Source organism: Streptomyces sp. NPDC101225 (assembly GCF_044767585.1).
GTDB lineage: Bacteria > Actinomycetota > Actinomycetes > Streptomycetales > Streptomycetaceae > Streptomyces.
The window spans coordinates 113,519-133,332 of the sequence record NZ_JBIWOE010000005.1; the positions used below are offsets into that span (position 1 = coordinate 113,519).

Below are 19,814 nucleotides of genomic sequence, written 5' to 3' on the forward strand. Positions count from 1 at the left end.
AAGAATCGGGCGAATCCTGGCAAGGTGGCTCCATGGTTGATCGGGGAGCGAGCGCCCTGTCTCTCCCGGACGACTGGCCCGCCCACCCGGACCCGATCCTGGCGCTCAACCTCATGGGCAGTTTCGACTGGGACCTGGACACCGGTCTGTTCCACATGGACGCCCAGGCCCACGAGGTCTTCGACCTGCGCCCCGACGAGTACGACGACCGCCCCGGCAGCCTCGCGGTCCGGGTCCCCACGGCCGAGGGCTACCGCCTCGACAGCCTCGTCGCCCAGGCCATGAAGGACGGCAGCGAGAACTACGGCGCCTACTTCCGCATCCGCCGCCGCGACGGCACCCTGCGCTGGACCCACACCCAGGGCTACATCCGGCGCGACGAGACGGGCCGCCCGCGCCGGATCATCGGCATCGTCCGGGACGCCACCGAGGAGCTGAGCCAGAGCGAGGCCCGCGACGAGCGGGACGCCCAGGACGCGGCCCGGCGCCACCAGACCAACGTCGTCCAGCTCACCACGGCCGCCCTCGCCCACGCCCGCACCGTCCAGGACGTCATCGACGTCGTCAAGGACACCCACGGCCTCACCCACCTGGGCGCCACCAGCCTGGTCATGGGCCTGGTCGAGGCGGGCCGTATCCGGCTGATCGCGGAGGGCCCGGCGGGCAGCTTCGTCCCCGGCACCCTGGTCACCCGGATCGACGAGCCCTACCCGATGAGCGACGTCGTACGGACCCTGACGCCGCGCTTCATCGAGTCGCCCGAGGAGTTCGCCGAGGGCTATCCGCTGCTGTGGCCGCACATCACCGACCTGCACATCACGTCCGCCGCGTATCTGCCGCTGATCGTCCAGGCCCGGCCGATCGGCGCCATGGGCCTGCTCTACAGCGACCGGCGCGGCTTCTCCGCCGAGGACCGCAACGTCCTGCTCGCCCTCGGCAGCAGCATCGCCCAGAGCATGCAGCGGGCCATGTTCTACGAGCAGGAGAAGGACCTCGCCTCCGGCCTCCAGCAGGCCATGCTGCCGCGCACCATCCCCAGCGTCCGCGGCGCGGACGTCGCCGTGCGCTACCGCTCCGCCTCCCTCGGCCGCGACATCGGCGGCGACTGGTACGACCTCATCCCGCTGCCCGGCGGGCGGGTCGGCGCCGTCATCGGCGACGTCCAGGGACACGACACGCACGCGGCCGCCGTCATGGGCCAGCTGCGCATCGTGCTGCGCGCCTACGCCGCCGAGGGCCACACCCCCGCCACCGTGATGGCCCGTGCCTCCGTCTTCCTGCACGAACTCGACACCGACCGCTTCGCGACCTGCCTGTACGCGGAGGCGGACCTGTCCACCGGCGTGGTGCAGGTGGTGCGGGCCGGCCACATCGACCCGCTGATCCGGCACACCGACGGCAGCTGCCGCCGGGTGCCCGTCCCGGGCGGGCTGCCGCTCGGCCTGTCGGCGGAGTTCGGGCGCCTGGAGTACCCGGTCGGCACCCTGGAGCTCGACCCCGGCAACACCCTGCTGCTGTGCACCGACGGCCTGGTCGAACAGCCCGGCGCGGACCTGGACGACGGCGTGCAAGTGCTCACCGCCCTCATCGCCTCGGGACCGGAGGACGTACGGGACCTCGCGGACTGCCTGATCGACGTGGCCGAGGAACGCGGCGGCGACGACGACGTGGCCCTGCTCCTGCTGCGCCGCCGCGGCCTGGACACCACCCAGGCCGGCGGCCGGCTCCAGCAGCACGTGGCACCCGGCGACCCCGAGGCCCTCACCCAGGCCCGGCACATGATCCGCGCCGCGGTCCGCGCCTGGGGCGCGGCGGAGCGCGCCGACGAGATCGAGCTGGTCGCCGACGAGGTGATCACCAACGCGCTGATGCACACCGAGGGCGCCGCGATCGTCACGCTCAGGGTCCTCACCGGCAGCGACCGCCGGCTGCGCGTGGAGGTGGAGGACTCCTCCAGCGCCCTGCCACGCCGCCGCGAGGCGGGGGAGTCGGGCGTCTCCGGGCGGGGCCTGCTCCTGGTCGACCTGCTCACGGACGCGTGGGGCGTGGAGGCGCGGGGCGGCGGCAAGTGCGTCTGGTGCGAGTTCCTGGTCCCGCGCGGGGACTGAGCCGGTCCCGCCCGGCACTGTCGGTGCCGGGTGGCACTCTGGACGTATGCCGGAACTGCCCGAGGTCGAAGCGCTCAAGGACTTCCTCACGGAGCACCTGGTCGGTCACGAGATCGTGCGGGTGCTGCCCGTCGCGATCAGCGTCCTGAAGACCTACGACCCGCCGCTCTCGGCCGTGGAGGGCCATGAGGTCGTCGCGGTGCACCGGCACGGCAAGTTCCTCGACCTCGTGACGGACGGCGGCCCGCATCTCGTCACCCATCTGGCCCGCGCCGGCTGGCTGCAGTGGAGGGACAGACTCCCCGACGGCCCGCCCCGCCCGGGCAAGGGCCCGCTCGCCCTGCGCGTGGCCCTGGAGACGGGGGAGGGCTTCGACCTCACCGAGGCGGGCACCCAGAAGCGCCTCGCCGTCCACGTCGTCCAGGACCCCCGGGAGATCGCGGGTGTGGCCCGCCTCGGCCCCGACCCGCTCGGCGACGACTTCGACCTCGCCCGCTTCGCGGACCTGCTCAAGCCGGAACGCCGCCGGCTCAAGGGCGCCCTGCGCGACCAGAGCCTGATCGCCGGCGTGGGCAACGCGTACAGCGACGAGATCCTGCACGCCGCGAAGATGTCCCCCTACAAGCTGGCGGCGTCCCTCACCCCCGAGGAGACCGCCCGTCTGCACGCGGCGCTCAGGGACACGCTCACCGAGGCCGTCGAGCGCTCCCGGGGCGTGGCGGCGGGCCGGCTGAAGGCGGAGAAGAAGAGCGGCCTGCGGGTGCACGGCCGCACCGGCGAGCCCTGCCCGGTCTGCGGCGACACCATCCGCGAGGTCTCCTTCAGCGACTCCTCGCTGCAGTACTGCCCGACGTGCCAGACGGGCGGCAAGCCCCTGGCGGACCGCAGGATGTCACGGCTGCTGAAGTGACGGCGGCATGGACGGCGAAGGCCCGTCCGGCGCCCGGGGTCAGCGGGCCTGAAGGGTCACCAGATGCTCCCCGCCGGCCGTCCGCACGTCGTAGCGGGCGATGTCGCCGGTGTGCATGGCCGAGCTGCCGCGCATGGTGATCGGGCCGGCGTGGTGGCCGGGAACGGTCCAGCTGGTCACGGTCTCTTCGGAGTTGTCGTGGCCGACGGCGATCAGCCGGCACGAGTGGGGGCCCGCGCCGTCCTTGATCTCCAGCACGACCTGGCTGCCCGTCTCCGCGTTCTGGGACGTGACCTGCGCCCACACCCCCGTGTGGGCGTCGGTCGCCGCGAGGCGCATGGTGCTGTCACCGCCGCCGTGGCCCACCGACATCGCGATGCCGGGCCCGGTCACGGCGATCGCCGCGGACGCCGCCAGCGCGAAGACGAAGCGCCGCCGGCCGGCCCGGTGCCGGGCCGCCACGGCGGCCATCAGCCGGTCCAGCAGCTGCGGGCCGGGCCTCGTCATGGGGCTGACGAACCGTGGCGTCGCCCGGCGGTACAGCATCATCTGCCGGGTGATGGGCCCGTATTCGGTCACGGAGGCGGCGCAGCGCGCGCACTCCATGAGGTGGTCCTCGAAGCGGAAGGCGTCCGCCTCGTCCAGCACGCCGAGCGCGTACGCGGCGACGTCGCGATGCCTCTCCTGGGACGACCACATGCCGAATCCTCGTGCCGTTGGGTGCGGGGGGTGTTACTCCTTGCTCCCACCGGTACGCACCAGACAGTCGAATCACTCAAGGCATCCACAGAATCGCAACCAAGGGGTTCGGAGCGGTCGGGCACGCGGATTGGTCCGGGACCGGAGGCGTCTAAAAAAGGTGGATGGCGAGGTGCCCGAGCGGCAGCCCCAGTTGCCACGCCTTCGTCCACACCTTCGGTCCGTCCTCCTCACCGGTCACGGCGCCGCCGGGCACCGCGTTCAGATCGGGCGCCAGAAGTTCGGTCTCCTCCAGCCAGCGCCAGGCGGCCTGGGCCAGTTCCAGGTCGGGCGCGGGACCGCCCGCGTCGGCGGCCTCGGCGCCCAGCAGCGCCATCCGCTCGCGCACCCAGTCCTGCCACGGCTGGTCGTAGGCGGTCAGCGACAGCCAGTTCTCCAGCTGGGAGACCACCCGGATGCCCGGGAGCTCGCCGTCCGTGTCCGACAGGAAGACGGTCAGCGCCAGGGCGTCGCGACCGGCCCGGAACTCGAAGGACGTCGGTGGCATCAGGTCGCCCGTCCGCAGCAGTTCGTCGGCGATGTACTCGGCGTACAGCCAGGCCATGGGGACGACCAGTTCATCGCCGCCGGCTCCGTCCGTGCTCTTGTGACCTCTGTGCAGCATCCCGTCCTGCCTTCCTCCGGTGCGTGCGCGTCGCCCGGCCCGAGATCCCCTCCGGGACCCCGGGCCCCCAGTCCGGAACACGGATGAAGACAGCCCATTGCTCAACGCATGTCTTCAGCAAGGCGCTTTACCGAGGTTTGACTTGGCGGTCCGTTTCACCGCAGGTCGGCCGCATAACCCGGAAGCACCCGGCGCAGGGCGCGCAACGCGTAGTACGCGCGGGACTTCACCGTACCGGGCGGAATCCCCAGCGTTTCGGCGGCTTCCGCAACACTCGCCCCGTGGAAGTACACGAGCACCAGGACTTCACGGTGCTCGGGAGTGAGTGTCTTCACAGCCTCGCGTACGTCGAGGGCGGCGGCGGCCCGTTCGGCGTGGTCGCCGATCACCCGGGTGGTCTCCAGGATCGCGTCCCCGACCTCGGGCGGGCGGGCCTGCCGGGCGCGCCGCGCGTCGATGGCCAGCCGCCGCCCCACGGTCAGCAGCCACGGACGTACGGAATCGAAGTCGCCGGCGCGCAGCGCCTCGGGATGCTGCCAGGCGCGCACGAGGGTCTCCTGCACGAGGTCCTCGGCGCGTTGCCGGTCGCCGTCGCAGAGCCTGAGCAGGAGGGCGAAGAGGGGTCGTCCGTGCTCCCGCTGGAGCGCGGCGAGTTCGTGCTCGGCGGTCGTCGCGTTCGTGAGGATGGGTCCGGCCGTCATGGCCGTATGGCATCGCAGGCGGCCGTCCCGGGACAGGGAGCGCGCCCGCGTCTGCGGCGGACGGTCGATCGCGTCGGCGAACGGTTCGACGAACGGTTCCGGCCGGCGCGCGCGGGCCCGCCGCGCGCCGGCGGGGGACGCCGGACGGGCCAATCGGCGTAGCGGGGTTGTTTGGGGGCGCTCCCAACTTCGTACCTATTTGTCCGTAAATAGGACCACAGTGGGGTGAGCCGATGATTGCACGCAGACGACAGGTTGCCCTCGCCCTGACGGTCGTTCTGGCCGCGGGCGCCGCTTGTCAGGCCCAGCACCGTCATCCGACCGCCGCGGCCGGCCGGCCGGCACCGGCCGCGGCGCGCGGATTCACGCTGGTCGCCTCCGGCGACATCCTGCCGCACAGCCCCGTCATCGACCGGGCGCGCTTCGACGGCGGCGGCACCGCCTACGACTTCCGCCCCATGCTCGCCGGCGCCGAACCCGTCGTCTCCCGCGCCGATCTGGCGCTGTGTCACCTGGATACGGTCTACGGCGCGAACGGCGACTACACCGGCTTCCCGGACTTCAGGTCACCGCCGGAGATCGCCCAGGCGCTCGCCGCCACCGGCTACGACGGCTGCTCCACGGCCTCCGACCACAGCCTCGACGACGGCGCCCAGGGCATCAGCCGCACCCTCGACGCCCTCGACGCGGCCGGCGTACGGCACGCCGGCTCGGCACGCACCGAGACCGAGGCGCACACCGTCACGATGCTGCGCGCGGGCCCCGCCAAGGTCGCCCACCTCGCCTACACCTTCGACACCAACGGCAGGCCGCTGCCCGCCGGCCGGCCCTGGGCCGTCAGCCTCATGAACGAGAACGCGATCGTCGCGGACGCCCGGACCGCCCGGCGCGCGGGCGCCGACGTGGTCGTCGTCTCCCTGCAATGGGGCACCGAATGGCAGGACGCCCCCGACGGGCAGCAGCTCGCCCTGGCCCGGCAGCTCACCGCCGCCCGCACGGGCGGCCGCCCCGACATCGACCTGATCCTCGGTACCCGTGCCCATGTGCCGCAGGCGTACGAGAAGGTCAACGGGACCTGGGTGATCTACGGCCTGGGCGACGAGATCGCCGGCGAGATGACCGACGACCAGGGCGTCAAGGACCCGCGCGGCAACGAGTCCACCCTCGGCCGCTTCACCTTCGCCCCGCCCGCGAAGCCGGGCGGACGCTGGGAGGTGGCCAAGGCGGAGTTCATCCCGCTGCTCTTCGACGTCGACGCGGGCCGGGTCGTCGAGCTCGGCCAGGCGCTCCGGCGGGGCGCCGACGTGAAGGCCGCGCGTGACGCGATCCGCGACGTGGTGCTCAGCCGCGGCGCGGCGAAGGACGGCCTGGTGATGGGCGGGTAGCCGCGGCCCGCCCCGCCCCGCCGACCCCCCTGCCCCGGGGCGGTCCCAGGGCGTGTTCCGGGAGGGAGGACACCGTGTGCGGACCCGTGTGTGACGGGCGGGTCCTACGGCACCACCGTCACCGGCCACCGCCCGGCCTTCACCAGCCGGACCGCCACCGAACCCACGATCCGGTGTCCGGCCTGCTCGGAGGCGCCCACCACCACCGCGTCGGCCTTCAGTTCGTCCGCCGCCTTCACCAGGCCCCCGTAGGGGTCGCCGCGGAAGGTGTGGAACTCCCAGCGCACCTCGAATATCCCCTTGAGACGCTCGGTGGCGTCCCGGATGTAGGCGATCAGCTCCTCCGCGATCTCGTCCGTCGTCTCGGCGACCGGCGCTCCCATGGCCGCGCCCGCGGCCATGACCGGCTGCACGTAGACGACGGCGAGCAGCGCGCCCTGGCGCCGGGCCAGGCCACCGGCATATGCCGCGGCGCGCATGGAGGTGTCCGAGCCGTCCACCCCGACCACGATGACCTTGGGCCCGTCCGTGCCCCGCTCGAACTGATGCGAGTGGTGTTCCGTCACGGCTGTGAGGCTATCGGAAGCCGCAGGTCGCACCGATGTCCGGGCTCGACGGGCGAGGCGGCCGCGTACTTCCTACTCTCGAAAGCATGAGTGCCACCGCGGAGGCCTCCCCGCCCGGGGCGACGACGGGCCCGATACGGCCGCCCGGACACGGGCCGATGAGCAAGGTGCCGGAGGCCTTCGGGACCTTCTTCGGCGCGGTGGGGCTGCTGTGCGTCCTGCTGGCCCTCATCCGGCCGCTGCGCGTCGTGCTGCGGCCCGTGGTCCGCTTCCTCGACGTCGTCATCGTCCCCGTCAGCGCGAACCTCGCCTACGCCGTCTTCCTCTTCCTGCTCGCCGCCGCGACCGCCGCCCGCAAGAAGATCGCCTGGTGGCTGGTGGTCGTCTACCTGGGCCTGCTGGCCCTCACCGACATCCTCGGCGTGGCGCTCGGCCTGTACGCGGAGTCCGTCGGCTCCCTCGTGGTCTGCTCCCTCGCGCTGGCCCTGCTCATCGTCGCCCGCCGGGAGTTCTACGCCGCCACCCGCCGCGCCGCCGTCCGCCGGGCCCTGCTCGTCCTGCTCGCCGGGCTGCTCGCCGGCATCCTCGTCGGCTGGGGTCTGGTGGCCCTGTTCCCCGGGACGCTCCCGGAGGGCAGGCGCCTGCTGTGGGCCGCCAACCGCGTCTGCGGCGGACTGGTCTCCAGCCGCTCCTTCGACGGCAGCCCGCCGCGCGGCCTGTACTTCCTGCTCGGCCTGTTCGGCGCCCTCGCCCTGCTCAACGCCGCCGCCACCCTGTTCCGTTCGCAGCGCATGGAGTCCGCCCTGCACGGCGACGAGGAGGCGCGCATCCGCGCCCTGCTCAGGGCCTACGGCGAGGAGGACTCCCTCGGCTACTTCGCCACCCGCCGGGACAAGGCCGTCGTCTTCTCGCCCAGCGGCAAGGCGGCGGTCACCTACCGCGTCGAGGCCGGTGTCTGCCTCGCCAGCGGGGACCCCGTCGGCGACCGCGAGGCCTGGCCGCACGCCATCGGCGCATGGCTGGACGTGGCCCGCCGGCACGCCTGGGCGCCCGCCGCCATGGGTGCCTCCGAGGACGGCGCCCGATCCTTCGCGCGCTCCGGACTCGGCGCGCTCCAACTCGGCGACGAGGCGATCCTGCACGTGGCCGGCTTCGACCTCGACGGCCGCGACATGCGGGTGACCCGGCAGGCCGTGCACCGGGTGCGCCGCACCGGTGCCCGCTGCCGCATCCGCCGGCACGCCACCCTCACCGACGCGGAGATGGAGGAGGTCGTCGACAAGGCCGACGCCTGGCGCGACACCGAGACCGAACGCGGCTTCTCGATGGCCCTGGACCGCCTCGGCGACCCGGACGACGGCGACTGCCTCCTGGTGGAGGCGCTGAGCGAGGACGGCCGCCTGCTCGCGCTGCTGTCCTTCGTGCCCTGGGGCCGCGACGGCGTCTCCCTCGACCTGATGCGGCGTGACCGCGCCGCGCCCAACGGCGTCATGGAGTTCATGGTCGCCGAGCTGTGCGCCGCCGCCCCGAAACTGGGCGTGCGCCGCATCTCGCTGAACTTCGCCGTCTTCCGCTCGGCCTTCGAGGAGGGCGCCCGCATCGGCGCCGGACCGGTCCTGCGGCTGTGGCGGCGCCTGCTGCTGTTCTTCTCCAAGTGGTGGCAGCTGGAGGCCCTGTACCGCTCCAACGCCAAGTACCACCCGCAGTGGTACCCGCGTTTCATCTGCTACGGCGACACCGGCTCCCTGGCCCGCATCGGCCTGGCCTCCGGCATCGCCGAGGGCTTCGTCTCCGTACCGTCGCTGCGCAAACTCTGGGGAAAGGGGCACCCGAGAGGCGCGTCCAGGCCCGCGACCACCGAGGGCCTGCCGTCGCTGTCGGCGCTCGGCCTCGCCGGAGGGGACGAGGCCGGGCCCGGCGATCCCTACGCCGGCCTACCCGAACAGGTCCGCGTCCGGCACCGCACCCTGGACCGGCTGCGCGCCGGCGGCACCGACCCCTACCCGGTCGGCATCCCCCGCCGCACCCACGCCCTCGCCGACGTCCGGGCGGGCGACGAGGTCGCCGTCGCCGGCCGGGTCATGCTCGTACGGGACTTCGGAGGCATCGTCTTCGTCGTGCTGCGCGACTGGTCGGGCGACCGCCAACTCGCCCTCACCCGTGACCGCTGCGGCCCCGCCCTCGACCGCTTCACCGCCGACACCGACATCGGCGACCAGATCACCGCCACGGGCACGGTGGGCGTGAGCGACCAGGGCGAGCCGACGATCTTCGTCACCGGCTGGCAGCTCATCGGGAAGTGCCTGCGCCCGCTGCCCGACAAACGCCACGGCCTCGCCGACCCCGAGGCCAAGGTCCGTATGCGCTACGTCGACCTGATCTCCAGCCCCGACGCGCGCGCGGTGATCCGCGCCCGCTCCACCGCCGTGCAGGCGCTGCGCCAGGGGCTGCTGGAGCGCGGCTATCTGGAGGTGGAGACGCCGATGCTCCAGCAGATCCACGGCGGCGCCAACGCCCGCCCCTTCACCACCCACATCAACGCCTACGACCTCGACCTGTACCTGCGCATCGCGCCCGAGCTGTATCTGAAGCGGCTGTGCGTGGGCGGCCTGGAGAAGGTCTTCGAACTCGGCCGCACCTTCCGCAACGAGGGCGTCTCCTACAAGCACAACCCCGAGTTCACCATGCTGGAGGCCTACCAGGCCTTCGCCGACTACGACGTGATGCTCGACCTCACCCGCGAACTGATCCAGGGCGCGGCCACGGCCGCCTTCGGCTCGCCCGTCGCCCGCAAGGAGGGCAAGGAGTACGACATCTCGGGCGCCTGGCCGGTCAAGACGGTCCACGGCGCGATCTCCGAGGCCCTGGGGGAGGAGGTCGCGGCCGGTACGGACCTGCAGCGGCTGCAGCGGCTGTGCGACCGCGCGGGTGTGCCGTACACCGCCGACGACGGACGCGGCGACATCGTCCTGGAGATGTACGAGCGCCTGGTCGAGGAGCGGACGCAACTGCCCACCTTCTACAAGGACTTCCCCACCGACGTCTCCCCGCTCACCCGCCAGCACCGCACCGACCCGCGCCTGGCCGAGCGCTGGGACCTGGTCGCCTTCGGCACGGAACTGGGCACCGCCTACTCGGAGTTGACCGACCCGGTCGAGCAGCGCCGGCGGCTGACCGCCCAGTCCCTGCTGGCCGCCGGCGGCGACCCCGAGGCGATGGAGCTGGACGAGGACTTCCTCGACGCCCTGGAGTACGCCATGCCTCCCACCGGGGGCCTCGGTATCGGCGTGGACCGCCTGGTCATGTTCCTCACGGGCCTGACGATCCGCGAGACCCTGCCGTTCCCGCTGGTCCGGCGCCGCTGACGCCCGCCGGCCGCCGCCGACACGCCGTCATTGGGCCGGTTGCCTGCGCCGGGCGGGTGATTTCCCGGTGCCGCCGCCGTGTTGCTGTCGGCGCCGGGCCCCGGGCGGGGCGACTGATGAGGCATGGAAAAGGATCAGTTGCTCACGCGGCGCCGGGTGTTGATCGCCGGCGCCGCCGCCCTCGGAGTGGCGGGCGGCGTCGTCGCGCCGGCGCTGGACGGGGGAGCGGACGAGGCGGCCGCGCCCGCCCCCGCTCCGGCCGCCGGGCCCCAGGCGCGCGCCGCGCTCAATCCGTCCACGTACCGGCTGCGGCCGCTGACCGGATACGGCGGGCCGCCGCGCGCCGCGCCCGCCCCGACCGCGGTGCGCCACGAACCGTTCCTGCGGCTGCCCGGACACGGCCGCACCATGGTGCTGACCTTCGACGACGGGCCCGACCCCCGCTACACCCCGCGCATCCTGGACACGCTCGCCACGTACGAGGTGCGCGCCATGTTCTTCGTCTGCGGGGAGATGGCCGTCGACAACCAGGACCTATTGGCCCGGATGGCCGACGACGGGCACCTCGTCGGCAACCACACCTGGACCCACCCGCTGCTGACCCGCCTGAAGCGCTCGCGGATCCGCTCCGAGATGGAGCGCACCAGCGACGTCATCGAGAAGGCGTACGGGGAGCGGCCGCAGTGGTTCCGCGCGCCCTACGGCGCCTGGAACCGCGCCGTCTTCCAACTCGGCGCAGAGATGGGCATGGAGCCCCTCGCCTGGACCGTCGACACCCGCGACTGGACCAGGCCCGGCACCCGCACCATCGTCCACCGGGTCGAGCACGGCGCCGCTCCCGGTGTCGTGGTGCTCTCGCACGACGCCGGGGGCAACCGCTCGCAGACGGTCCGCGCCCTGCACAAGTGGCTGCCGCACCTGCTGGATTCCGGCTACCACATCACCGTGCCGAGGCGGCGCCCCGCATAACCGCGCGGCGGCGGCGAGCAGCACCGTCGCGTCCCGCCCGCCCGGCCGGGGAAACTCCTACCGCACCTCGACCAGGCGGGCGAAGACGACGACATTCCCGTCGTAGCCGGTCTTCTTGGAGAAGCCGCCGCCGCAGGTGATGACGCGCAATTCCGGTTCGCCCTTGGAGCCGTAGACGCGGTCGCCGGGGAAGTTCTTCTTGTCGAAGACCTCGATGCCGTAGATCTCGAACACGGCCGTCTTTCCGTCCTTACGGGCGACCTCGACGCGATTTCCCTTCTTGAGGGCTCCGAGGTTGTAGAACACGGCGGGACCCTGCTTGTTGTCGACATGGCCGACCACCACCGCGGTGCCCTTCTCGCCCGGGGTGACCCCACCGGTGAACCAGCCGGCCAGGTTGGGGTCCTCGGGCGGCGGCGCCGAGACCCAGCCGTCCGCGTCGAGTCCGACCGGCAGCACCGGGGCGTCGACCCGGATCGTGGGGATGCGCACCCGGTCGGGCAGGGCGTAGGGCAGCGGCTGGACCTTGTCCGCCGCGGCGCCGGGGAGGCGGCTGTCCGCCGCGGCGGCGGTCGCGGGCTGCGGCGGGCCGACGTCGAACTCGCCCGAGCCGTTGCGGATGAGGGCGAGGCCGGTCAGCAGCACCAGCGCTATGACGCCCCAAGGAGCGCGCTTCCTGCGCCGCTCCTCCTCTGCCGCCGCTTCGGCCAGCTCCGACGCTTCCATTCGTGCACCCCTCTCGACGCGGCCGTCGCCGGGTCATTCGCGCATACGGCAACGCTAAAGGCCGCGCGTGCAACCGGCGACGGGGACAGCGGCGAACGGGTGGCTCGAGCGGCTTCGGTGCGCCATCCGAGTTGCCGCCGACAGGAAATTTCCGATGCTCGCGTGACCTGCGGCGATATCGGAATGCGCGGGAATTGCCCGGCGTGTCCTCTCACCGATACGGACCATTGCCCGCTGTTGCCGAAATGCGGGCGCGTCCACGGCATCTGAGGGTCTTTCTGGGAGGCGCTTTCTCGCCGACAGACCGGGGACGGCCCCCGGGGCGCCTTTCGCGGAGGATCACATGACGACTCATCGTGCCCTGGCGGTCTCAGCCGCCGCGGTCGCCGCCTTCGGGCTGGCCGCACCGGCGGCCCAGGCCGACGGCATGAACATCAACCCGAGCAACATCGTCGCGCTGCCCAGCGTCATCGCCCGGGGCGGCCAGCTGACCATCACCGTCGACGGCTGCCCGACCGGCGGCACGGCCACCTCGGAGGCGTTCCGGAGTACGCCGCTCACCCCGGTCAGGAACACGCAGACGTCCAGGGGAACGGCGACGGTCAACCGGGACGCGCGCAACGGTTCGCACAGCATCAGCGTCAACTGCGGCGGCAAGACGCTGACGAACCCGGCCGCCTTCACCGTCATCGGCGGCGTCCAGGGCGGTCTCGGCGGCGGCAGCTCCAGCGGCGCGACGCCCACGGACATGGCCATCGGCGGCGGGCTGGTGGCGGCGGCGGTCGTGGGCGGCGGCTTCTTCTGGCTGCGGCGCAGGTCCGAGCGGCGGATCTGACCTCCGCCTGCCGGGACGTCCCCGTTGCGGGGCCCTCCCCTCCTGGAACACCGCGTCGCACGTCGGCTTCGCCCCGGAACCCAACAGCGGTTCCGGGGCGAAGCCGTCGTGTCAGGCGCCGTCCTCGCCGCGGCGGCGCGAGAAGTAGTACGCCGCCCCGACCGAGCCGGCGATGAGCGCGGCGCCCATCCCGATCTCCTTGAGGTCGAACCCGGCGATGCTGCCGCCCTCACCGGCCTGCACGCCCCGGTGCGGGTTGAGCGGCACCGGCGTGGGGTCGACCGGCACGGGTGTGGGGTGGCGCGGATGGCCGCCGGCGATGGTCAGCTCCGTGGACCCGCTCGCACCGTCGCAGGTGAACGTCACCCGGTACATCGCGCCGGGCTTGGCGTCCCGGTCGACGGTCGCACTGCCCCAGGACTCTCTGCGCGGGATGACGACCGTGTCGAAGACCGCCGAGCGGACCGTGGCCGGTCCCCTGCAGTCGCCGTCGCGGTTCACGTGCAGGGTGACGTGACCACCGGCCGCGACGGTCGAGGGCAGCACACTGAAGGCGAACGGCGTGATGGTGCGGCCGTCGTCCTTCGCGACGGCGGCCGGCGCGGACAGGGCGAGGGCGCCGACGCCCAGCAGCGCGGCCGAAGCGGCACGTATCGCGCGCATGGTGTTCCTCCGGTCCCGAGGAGCAGCCGCGGACTCTTTCCGCTTCGGGAGAAATGCACCTCGATGACCGAAACGCTAGGAACAGGCGTGCGCGTGCGCGATTGGTGTAGTGCGAATGGGGCACGCGTGTGGGCCACCCAGGGGACGGCGGCGGCGCGGCGCACGTCCCCCGGTGGTTTCCGGGGCGCGGGACGCCCGGGCGCTAGACGTGCGGGAAGAGGTTCAGATACGGGGAGACCGAGGCGGTGATGCCCCGGGTGTAGGGCGCGTCGAAGTCCCAGATGAGGAAGAGCAGGAACGCGATCAGGGCGGAGAACAGCCCGGCGAGGACCAGTTCGCGCAGGGTGCGCCGGATCTGCAGCGCGAAGACCATGCCGATGGTGATCACGGCGCCGGCGAGCAGCCCGAACCACACCACGCCCGGCATGGTCGCGCCCATGGAGTCGGCCCGGGCACTGCGCGCCTGGTCCGCCGCGGTGACCTGGTCCAGCAGCGGCTGATAGGCCTGGGCCTCGAAGTCGGTCTTGGGCTGGTAGTCGGTGACGTCCGCGCGGATACGGCCCATGAGTTCGTCACCGCGCCGGGTGAGCCGTCCGTCGTCGGCCATCGTCCGCCACTCCGTGTGGACGACTTGTCCGACATAGGCGTTGACATCCTCCCGAATCTGGTCGCGGACGTCCGCGGGATACACCCGCACCCGCTCCGAGATCTCGTGCAGCGCGACGGCCTCCGCCTGTACGTGGTCCTCGGCGGCGCTGCGCCCCTCCCACACCCCGGCGATGGCCAGACCCAGGACGATGGCGTACACCACGCCGATCCACATCGTCATGTACTCGATGACGTCCGGGGTCTCGCTGGTGTCCTCGTCGTCGGGCGCGGCCCGGTGCCGGACGAGGGTGACGACGACCACCACCGCGCACGCGGCCAGCATCGCGAGGGTGAGAACAAGCCATTCCGGCAAGAGTTTCCTCCAGGGGTCAGCGCGCGCGCAGCGCGGCGACGGCGATCACGGCGGGTGCCGTGATGAGCAGGACGAAGACGATCGGTGAGGTGCTGCCGCGCGACGGCCTGGCCCGCACCGGTGCCCGGTAGTGCGGGTAGGCCACGGGGGACGCGGCCGCGCGGTGCACGTGCTCGGCCGTGGGTGCGGGGGGCGGTGAGGGGGCCGGAGGCGGTGGCGGGGGAGCCGGGCGGGCGCTCGGGCGCGGTGGGGCGGGCCGCGGGGCCGGCGCGGGGGGAGGGGGCGGCGTGGGCCTCGGCGTGGGCCTGGGGGCGGGCTTCGGCCTGGGCGGGGTCGGCGTGGGAGTCGGGGTCGGCGGCGGGGTCGGCGTCGGCTCTGGAGGCGGCGGTGGCGGCGGTGGCGGCGGCGTGGTGCACATCGGTGGCATCGGCCAGGGGAGGTCGCCGGTGACCGCCACCGACTGGATGCCGTCGGGCCCCGACGAGGCGTACGCGCACGCGTCCGCCCTCGCCGTGCCGGCCGGCCCGCCCACCAGGAGCCACGTCAGCAGAGCCAGCGCCAATACCCTTATGACGAGGGTGGTTTGGGTCGTTTCGGGTCCATGCACGACGAAGATCATGAGCCTTGCCGCGGCGTGGCACGCCGGAGCGGGCCGGGATTGGCACGAACGGAGGATCAGGCGGCCGCGGCCGTTTGACCGGGTCGCCCTCGGGGGTCCATGGATGCGCACGCGTGTGCGAGAGGGTGCCCCGGTGCCACAGGTTCCGGAAAGAAATTTGTGAGGTGGTTGAACACAACCGGTGGTCCCATTCGTACCCATGGCCGTGCGGCGGCGCAGCAGGGCGCTGCAACACCCTTGTATCAATGGGGAGTTGACGATGAAGACCTCCTGGCGGAGCGCCTCACTCGTGGCGAGCGCTGCGGCTGTGCTGGCCCTGACGACGGCGTGCGGTCAGGAAAGCGGCCCGTCGGTGGGCAGCCAGAACGTGGGCGCCACCGCCGCCGCGGGCGACTACGGCAGCGTCGGCGCCGGCGGTTCCGCCAGTGCCAGCCCGAGCAACGGCTACGGCGCGGACGGACAGGCCCAGGCCGCGTCCGCGGGCAAGCTCTCCGTCACCCAGAACGCCAAGTTCGGCAAGGTGCTGACCGACGGGGCGGGCAAGACGCTGTACCGCTTCGACGAGGACACCGCCGAACCGCCGAAGTCGAGTTGTGACGGCGACTGCGCCAAGGCCTGGCCGCCCGTTCCCGCGAACGACGCCACGGCCGGCGCCGGCATCGACAAGACCCTGCTCGGCGAGGTCACCCGCGCCGACGGCTCCCAGCAGCTGACCATCGGCGGCTGGCCGGCGTACCGCTACGCGAAGGACGCCAAGGCCGGCGACATCACCGGCCAGGGCGTGGGCGGCAAGTGGTACGCGCTCGCCCCCGACGGCAAGAAGGCCACCCAGGCCAACCTGCCCGGGCTGTCCGTGCGCACCGATCCCAAGCTCGGCGAGATCGTCGTCGACAAGAACGGCATGACGGTCTACCGCTTCATCAAGGACGTGGCCTGGCCCGACCCGATCTCCCACTGCACGGGCCCCTGCCTGGCGAAGTGGCCCGCGGTCGCCCCGGTGGCGGCCGGCGACACCAAGGGCATCGAGAAGAAGGGCCTGATGGGCTTCACCCGCCCCGACGGCGTCAAGCAGATGACCGTCGACTGCTGGCCGGCGTACACCTTCTCGGGCGACAAGGAGCCCGGGGACGTCAACGGTCAGGGCGTGGGCGGCACGTGGTACGCCATGTCGCCCGACGGAAAGCCGGTCGGCGCGCCGAAGAAGTAGGCATCACCTCCCCAGGGTTGATCGCACCGGACGCGCGTACGGCCCCCGCGGCCCGTCCCCTCCGCACCGCACGGAGGGGACGGGCCGCTCCGTGCGCTGCCGCCCGGGGGCCGGGGGTTGTCCCCCGGAACGTCGCAGCACCGGGCGAATGTGGCAATTGCCGCAGGCAGTGACCGGGAACGGACGGTCAATTTCCGGTTCCACTCGCTCTGTTGGCGGGCGATCAGTAGCCTCAGCTCGAACACCGGATCGCCTACGCCTTGGAGAGATAGATGGAGCGTCCCGCCTGGGCCCCACGGAGCGTCGACATCTCGGTGCCGAGTGTCTCGCGGATCTACGACTACTACCTGGGCGGTTCGCACAATTTCGAGGTCGACCGGGAGGCGGCCCGCAAGGCGATGGAGTTCCTGCCGGGACTCCCCAAGATCATGCAGGCGAACCGGGCGTTCATGCGCCGCGCGGTGCGCTTCGCCCTGGACGAGGGCATCGACCAGTTCCTGGACATCGGTTCGGGCATCCCCACCTTCGGAAACGTCCACGAGGTGGCCCATTCGGCCCGGCCGGACGCCCGCGTCGTGTACGTCGACCACGACCCCGTCGCCGTCGCGCACAGCCAGGCCGTACTCGACGGCATCGCGAACGCGGACGTCACCGCCGCGGACCTCCGCAAGCCCCGGGAGATCCTCGCGAGCCCCGAGGTGGAGCGACTGATCGACCGGAATCGGCCAGTCGCGCTGCTTCTCGTTGCCATACTTCACTTCGTGGAGGACGAGGACGACCCGTACAGGGCGGTGGCCGAGCTGCGTGACGCGCTCGCGCCCGGCAGCCTGCTGATCCTCACCCACGCCTCGTACGAGGGCATCCCGCTCCCGGCCGAACGGGCCGCGGGCACGGTGGACGTGTACAAGGACATTCGCAACCCGCTGATCATGCGTTCGCGCGACGAGATCGCGCGGTTCTTCGAGGGGTACGACATGGTGGAACCGGGACTGGTGTCGATGCCGCACTGGCGGCCGCAGACGGCGCCGGAGGACGAGGATCCCTTTGCCTTCTCCGGGTTCGCCGGCGTGGGACGTACGGCGTGAGCGCGGAACCGGACGGGCCCGAGGACAGACTGCGCAGGTTCGCGACGATCTGGAGCCGGGCGGTCTTCCCGGTGACCTCCACGTCGCTGACCCGGCCGGAGTTCGAGGAACAACTCCTGCCGCTGGCCCGCCGGCTGAACGAAGCGCTGCACACCCGCGCACCGGACGCGGAGGCGGGCCGGGCCGTCGGTGCCGCCCTGGTCACCGCGCACTGCACCGACCCCGAGGCGCTGACCCGCACGCTGGACTGCGTCGACGCCTACCTGGTGCTCTACTGCGGCGAGCAGGGCGATCCGGAGGAACTGCGGGCGCGCTGCGCGCGGTTGCAGCACACCATGGCCGCCGGGTTCGCGCAGGCGCTGCGTGAGCGCACCCGCGCCGAGCAGGAGGCGATCTCCGCGGCCGCGCTGAACGCGCAGGGCGTGGTGGCGCAGGCCCTGCACGCCACCGAGGCCCGCTTCCGCGCGGTCTTCGAGGGCGCGGCCATAGGAATCGGCATCGCGGACCTGGAGGGCAACATCCTCCAGGTCAACGGCGCCCTGCTGCGGATGTTCGGCCTGTCCGAGCACAACTTCCCCGCGCGCAACGTCAAAGCCTGGACCCATCCCGAGGACGCGCCCCAGACCTGGACGCTCTACGACGAGCTCGTCCGCGGCGAGCGCGAGCACTACCACCTCGAGAAGGCGTTCTACCGGCCTGACGGAACGGTCCTGTGGACCAACCTCACGGTCTCGCTGCTGCGCGACGCGGACGGCGACCCGCAGTACCAGCTCGCCCTCATGGAGGACACCACCGAGCGCCGGCTGCTCAACCTCCGGCTGCGTTACGAGGCCACCCACGACGCGCTCACCGGCCTGCCCAACCGCACCTTCTTCTTCGAGCGTCTGGAGAAGGCGCTGGCCGCCGGGCCGGGCCAGCGCTTCGGCCTGTGCTACCTCGACCTCGACGGCTTCAAGACCGTCAACGACAGCCTCGGCCACGCCGCCGGCGACCGGCTGCTGGTGGAGGTCGCCGACCGGCTGCAGGCGTGCGCGACCGCGCCGGGGGAGATGGTCGCCCGGCTCGGCGGTGACGAGTTCGTGGCGCTCACCACCGGCCCCGACACCGAGCGCGAGGTCGACGAGCTGGCCGGCCGCATCATGAACGCGCTGCTCGCCCCGATCCGTATCGACGGCCGGGAACTCACCGTGCGCGGCAGCATCGGCATCGTGGAGGGCCCGGCAGGCGAGCGCGGCCCGGCGGAGGTGCTGCGCAGCGCCGACATCACCATGTACCGCGCCAAGTCGGCGGGCGGCAACCGCTTCGAGCTCGCCGACGAGGAGGCCGACGCCCGTGCCATCACCCGGCACGGCCTGACCACAGCCCTGCCGACGGCCCTGGACCGGGGCGAGTTCTTCATCGAGTACCAGCCGCTGGTGCACCTCGGCGACGGCAGCGTGCGCGGCGCCGAGGCCCTGGTGCGCTGGCTGCACCCGCAGCACGGAGTGCTCGGCCCGGACCGCTTCATCCCGCTCGCCGAACACACCGGCCTGATCGTGCCGTTGGGCCGCTGGGTGCTGGAGCAGTCGGTGCGCCAGGCCCGCGAGTGGCGCGAACGCTACGTCGACGCCGGGCCCTTGCGCATCAACGTCAACCTCTCGCCCTGCCAGCTCACGCATCCCGCCCTGGTGCAGGACACCGTCGACATCCTGGAGCGGGCGGGCGTCGCGCCGGACGCGCTGTGCCTGGAGGTCACCGAGTCGGCCCTCATCGGCGCCGACGACGCCCTGCTCAAGCCGCTGCGCCGGCTGGCCGAGATGGGCGTCGACATCGCGCTGGACGACTTCGGCACCGGGTACTCGAACCTGGCGAACCTGCGCCGGCTGCCGGTGAGCATCCTCAAGCTGGACCGCTCCTTCACCCAGAGCATGCAGCAGTTCCCGGCGGACCCCGTCGACCTCAAGATCGTCGAAGGGATCGTCTCGCTGGCCCACTCCCTCGACCTGGCGGTGACCGTCGAGGGCGTGGAGACCGGGGCCCAGGCCGAGCAGCTGCGGATACTGGGCTGCGACACGGCCCAGGGCTGGTACTACGCCCGGCCGGGCCCGCCGGACCGGCTGCACGAACTGGCCCTGGTGGACGCGACCGGCTGAGCCGCGCCGGCCTCACGGCAGGGGAAGTGAGCGCAGAGCGCCCTGCGTCCACGCCCTGACGGCGAGGTGGCGCGGCGTGCCGCGCGGGACCACGGGCAGGGGGTGTTCGCCCCCTGCCCGTGTCCGGATACGGCTCCGGCACGCGCGGCGCGGCGGTCCCGCTCGCCGGCGGGCGGCCCGATCGTGATCACCCGTTTCGCGTGGCGGCTCCTCGACGGG

Annotated in this window: 17 protein-coding genes; 9 read left to right on the forward strand and 8 right to left on the reverse strand. The window is 72.5% G+C overall.

Features of this window, described 5'->3' with window-relative positions; all coding sequences use genetic code 11:
* The first annotated feature begins 32 nt into the window (after nucleotides 1–32).
* Together ACIRPX_RS09275 and ACIRPX_RS09280 are read left to right on the forward strand one after the other, a co-directional pair.
* Nucleotides 33–2,108, forward strand: coding sequence for a SpoIIE family protein phosphatase (locus ACIRPX_RS09275; RefSeq protein WP_404190542.1), 2,076 nt, complete (start codon nucleotides 33–35; stop codon nucleotides 2,106–2,108).
* Between the two features lie 46 nt (nucleotides 2,109–2,154).
* Nucleotides 2,155–3,018 carry an Fpg/Nei family DNA glycosylase gene (locus ACIRPX_RS09280; protein ID WP_404190545.1) on the forward strand — a complete coding sequence of 288 codons (864 nt, stop codon included), beginning with the start codon at nucleotides 2,155–2,157 and terminating at the stop codon, nucleotides 3,016–3,018.
* Between the two features lie 39 nt (nucleotides 3,019–3,057).
* Here ACIRPX_RS09280 and ACIRPX_RS09285 read toward each other — a convergent pair whose 3' ends face one another.
* The 3 genes from ACIRPX_RS09285 to ACIRPX_RS09295 all read right to left on the reverse strand — a co-directional run bounded on the left by ACIRPX_RS09285 (nucleotide 3,058) and on the right by ACIRPX_RS09295 (nucleotide 5,082).
* Complete coding sequence (locus ACIRPX_RS09285) at nucleotides 3,058–3,717, reverse strand: zf-HC2 domain-containing protein (RefSeq protein WP_404190548.1); 660 nt, start codon at nucleotides 3,715–3,717, stop codon at nucleotides 3,058–3,060.
* Nucleotides 3,718–3,868: 151 nt separating this feature from the next.
* Nucleotides 3,869–4,381 carry a hypothetical protein gene (locus ACIRPX_RS09290; protein ID WP_404190551.1) on the reverse strand — a complete coding sequence of 171 codons (513 nt, stop codon included), beginning with the start codon at nucleotides 4,379–4,381 and terminating at the stop codon, nucleotides 3,869–3,871.
* Nucleotides 4,382–4,536: 155 nt separating this feature from the next.
* Nucleotides 4,537–5,082 (reverse strand): sigma-70 family RNA polymerase sigma factor, encoded by a 546-nt coding sequence (locus ACIRPX_RS09295; RefSeq protein WP_404190555.1) that lies wholly within the window; start codon nucleotides 5,080–5,082, stop codon nucleotides 4,537–4,539.
* Nucleotides 5,083–5,315: 233 nt separating this feature from the next.
* On the opposite strand from ACIRPX_RS09295, the gene ACIRPX_RS09300 reads away from it, so the two are divergent.
* Nucleotides 5,316–6,467, forward strand: coding sequence for a CapA family protein (locus ACIRPX_RS09300; protein ID WP_404190557.1), 1,152 nt, complete (start codon nucleotides 5,316–5,318; stop codon nucleotides 6,465–6,467).
* 104 nt (nucleotides 6,468–6,571) lie between these two features.
* On the opposite strand, the gene ACIRPX_RS09305 is transcribed toward ACIRPX_RS09300, so the two are convergent.
* Nucleotides 6,572–7,033, reverse strand: a complete 462-nt coding sequence (locus ACIRPX_RS09305) for a universal stress protein (protein ID WP_384255883.1) — start codon at nucleotides 7,031–7,033, stop codon at nucleotides 6,572–6,574.
* 86 nt (nucleotides 7,034–7,119) lie between these two features.
* Between ACIRPX_RS09305 and lysX the strand changes: the two genes are divergently transcribed.
* Both lysX and ACIRPX_RS09315 read left to right on the forward strand, forming a co-directional pair.
* The gene (gene lysX, locus ACIRPX_RS09310) at nucleotides 7,120–10,398 is read left to right on the forward strand and encodes a bifunctional lysylphosphatidylglycerol synthetase/lysine--tRNA ligase LysX (RefSeq protein WP_404190559.1); all 3,279 of its coding nucleotides are present in this window, start codon (nucleotides 7,120–7,122) and stop codon (nucleotides 10,396–10,398) included.
* 123 nt (nucleotides 10,399–10,521) lie between these two features.
* Complete coding sequence (locus tag ACIRPX_RS09315; RefSeq protein ID WP_404190562.1) at nucleotides 10,522–11,367, forward strand: polysaccharide deacetylase family protein; 846 nt, start codon at nucleotides 10,522–10,524, stop codon at nucleotides 11,365–11,367.
* A gap of 57 nt (nucleotides 11,368–11,424) precedes the next feature.
* Here the strand turns inward: ACIRPX_RS09315 and ACIRPX_RS09320 are convergent, their stop codons facing one another.
* A complete protein-coding gene (locus ACIRPX_RS09320; protein WP_404190565.1) occupies nucleotides 11,425–12,093 on the reverse strand; it encodes a class F sortase in 669 nt (222 codons plus the stop codon).
* Nucleotides 12,094–12,436: 343 nt separating this feature from the next.
* Here ACIRPX_RS09320 and ACIRPX_RS09325 point away from each other — a divergent pair, with 343 nt between their 5' ends.
* A complete protein-coding gene (locus ACIRPX_RS09325; RefSeq protein WP_404190567.1) occupies nucleotides 12,437–12,928 on the forward strand; it encodes a hypothetical protein in 492 nt (163 codons plus the stop codon).
* A 111-nt stretch (nucleotides 12,929–13,039) separates the two neighbouring features.
* Here ACIRPX_RS09325 and ACIRPX_RS09330 read toward each other — a convergent pair whose 3' ends face one another.
* The 3 genes from ACIRPX_RS09330 to ACIRPX_RS09340 all read right to left on the reverse strand — a co-directional run bounded on the left by ACIRPX_RS09330 (nucleotide 13,040) and on the right by ACIRPX_RS09340 (nucleotide 14,721).
* Complete coding sequence (locus ACIRPX_RS09330; protein ID WP_404190570.1) at nucleotides 13,040–13,591, reverse strand: hypothetical protein; 552 nt, start codon at nucleotides 13,589–13,591, stop codon at nucleotides 13,040–13,042.
* 202 nt (nucleotides 13,592–13,793) lie between these two features.
* On the reverse strand, nucleotides 13,794–14,552 hold the full coding sequence (locus ACIRPX_RS09335) for a DUF4239 domain-containing protein (RefSeq protein ID WP_404190573.1): 759 nt from the start codon (nucleotides 14,550–14,552) through the stop codon (nucleotides 13,794–13,796).
* 16 nt (nucleotides 14,553–14,568) lie between these two features.
* A complete protein-coding gene (locus tag ACIRPX_RS09340) occupies nucleotides 14,569–14,721 on the reverse strand; it encodes a hypothetical protein (protein ID WP_404190575.1) in 153 nt (50 codons plus the stop codon).
* A 709-nt stretch (nucleotides 14,722–15,430) separates the two neighbouring features.
* On the opposite strand from ACIRPX_RS09340, the gene ACIRPX_RS09345 reads away from it, so the two are divergent.
* The 3 genes from ACIRPX_RS09345 to ACIRPX_RS09355 all read left to right on the forward strand — a co-directional run bounded on the left by ACIRPX_RS09345 (nucleotide 15,431) and on the right by ACIRPX_RS09355 (nucleotide 19,595).
* A complete protein-coding gene (locus ACIRPX_RS09345; protein WP_404190578.1) occupies nucleotides 15,431–16,378 on the forward strand; it encodes an SCO0930 family lipoprotein in 948 nt (315 codons plus the stop codon).
* Nucleotides 16,379–16,650: 272 nt separating this feature from the next.
* Nucleotides 16,651–17,463: an SAM-dependent methyltransferase gene (locus tag ACIRPX_RS09350; protein WP_404190581.1), complete on the forward strand. Its 813-nt coding sequence runs from the start codon at nucleotides 16,651–16,653 to the stop codon at nucleotides 17,461–17,463.
* Nucleotides 17,460–19,595 carry a putative bifunctional diguanylate cyclase/phosphodiesterase gene (locus tag ACIRPX_RS09355; RefSeq protein ID WP_404190583.1) on the forward strand — a complete coding sequence of 712 codons (2,136 nt, stop codon included), beginning with the start codon at nucleotides 17,460–17,462 and terminating at the stop codon, nucleotides 19,593–19,595. Before ACIRPX_RS09350 ends, ACIRPX_RS09355 begins: the two co-directional genes overlap by 4 nt.
* Nucleotides 19,596–19,814 lie beyond the last annotated feature (219 nt).

Coding starts and splice junctions, on each gene's coding strand:
- ACIRPX_RS09275 (WP_404190542.1), top strand. CDS start 33: ATGGTTGATCGGGGAGCGAGCGCCCTGTCTCTCCCGGACGACTGGCCC.
- lysX (WP_404190559.1), top strand. CDS start 7,120: ATGAGTGCCACCGCGGAGGCCTCCCCGCCCGGGGCGACGACGGGCCCG.
- ACIRPX_RS09300 (WP_404190557.1), top strand. CDS start 5,316: ATGATTGCACGCAGACGACAGGTTGCCCTCGCCCTGACGGTCGTTCTG.
- ACIRPX_RS09280 (WP_404190545.1), top strand. CDS start 2,155: ATGCCGGAACTGCCCGAGGTCGAAGCGCTCAAGGACTTCCTCACGGAG.
- ACIRPX_RS09315 (WP_404190562.1), top strand. CDS start 10,522: ATGGAAAAGGATCAGTTGCTCACGCGGCGCCGGGTGTTGATCGCCGGC.
- ACIRPX_RS09290 (WP_404190551.1), bottom strand. CDS start 4,381: ATGCTGCACAGAGGTCACAAGAGCACGGACGGAGCCGGCGGCGATGAA.
- ACIRPX_RS09285 (WP_404190548.1), bottom strand. CDS start 3,717: ATGTGGTCGTCCCAGGAGAGGCATCGCGACGTCGCCGCGTACGCGCTC.
- ACIRPX_RS09345 (WP_404190578.1), top strand. CDS start 15,431: ATGAAGACCTCCTGGCGGAGCGCCTCACTCGTGGCGAGCGCTGCGGCT.
- ACIRPX_RS09320 (WP_404190565.1), bottom strand. CDS start 12,093: ATGGAAGCGTCGGAGCTGGCCGAAGCGGCGGCAGAGGAGGAGCGGCGC.
- ACIRPX_RS09350 (WP_404190581.1), top strand. CDS start 16,651: ATGGAGCGTCCCGCCTGGGCCCCACGGAGCGTCGACATCTCGGTGCCG.
- ACIRPX_RS09295 (WP_404190555.1), bottom strand. CDS start 5,082: ATGACGGCCGGACCCATCCTCACGAACGCGACGACCGCCGAGCACGAA.
- ACIRPX_RS09330 (WP_404190570.1), bottom strand. CDS start 13,591: ATGCGCGCGATACGTGCCGCTTCGGCCGCGCTGCTGGGCGTCGGCGCC.
- ACIRPX_RS09325 (WP_404190567.1), top strand. CDS start 12,437: ATGACGACTCATCGTGCCCTGGCGGTCTCAGCCGCCGCGGTCGCCGCC.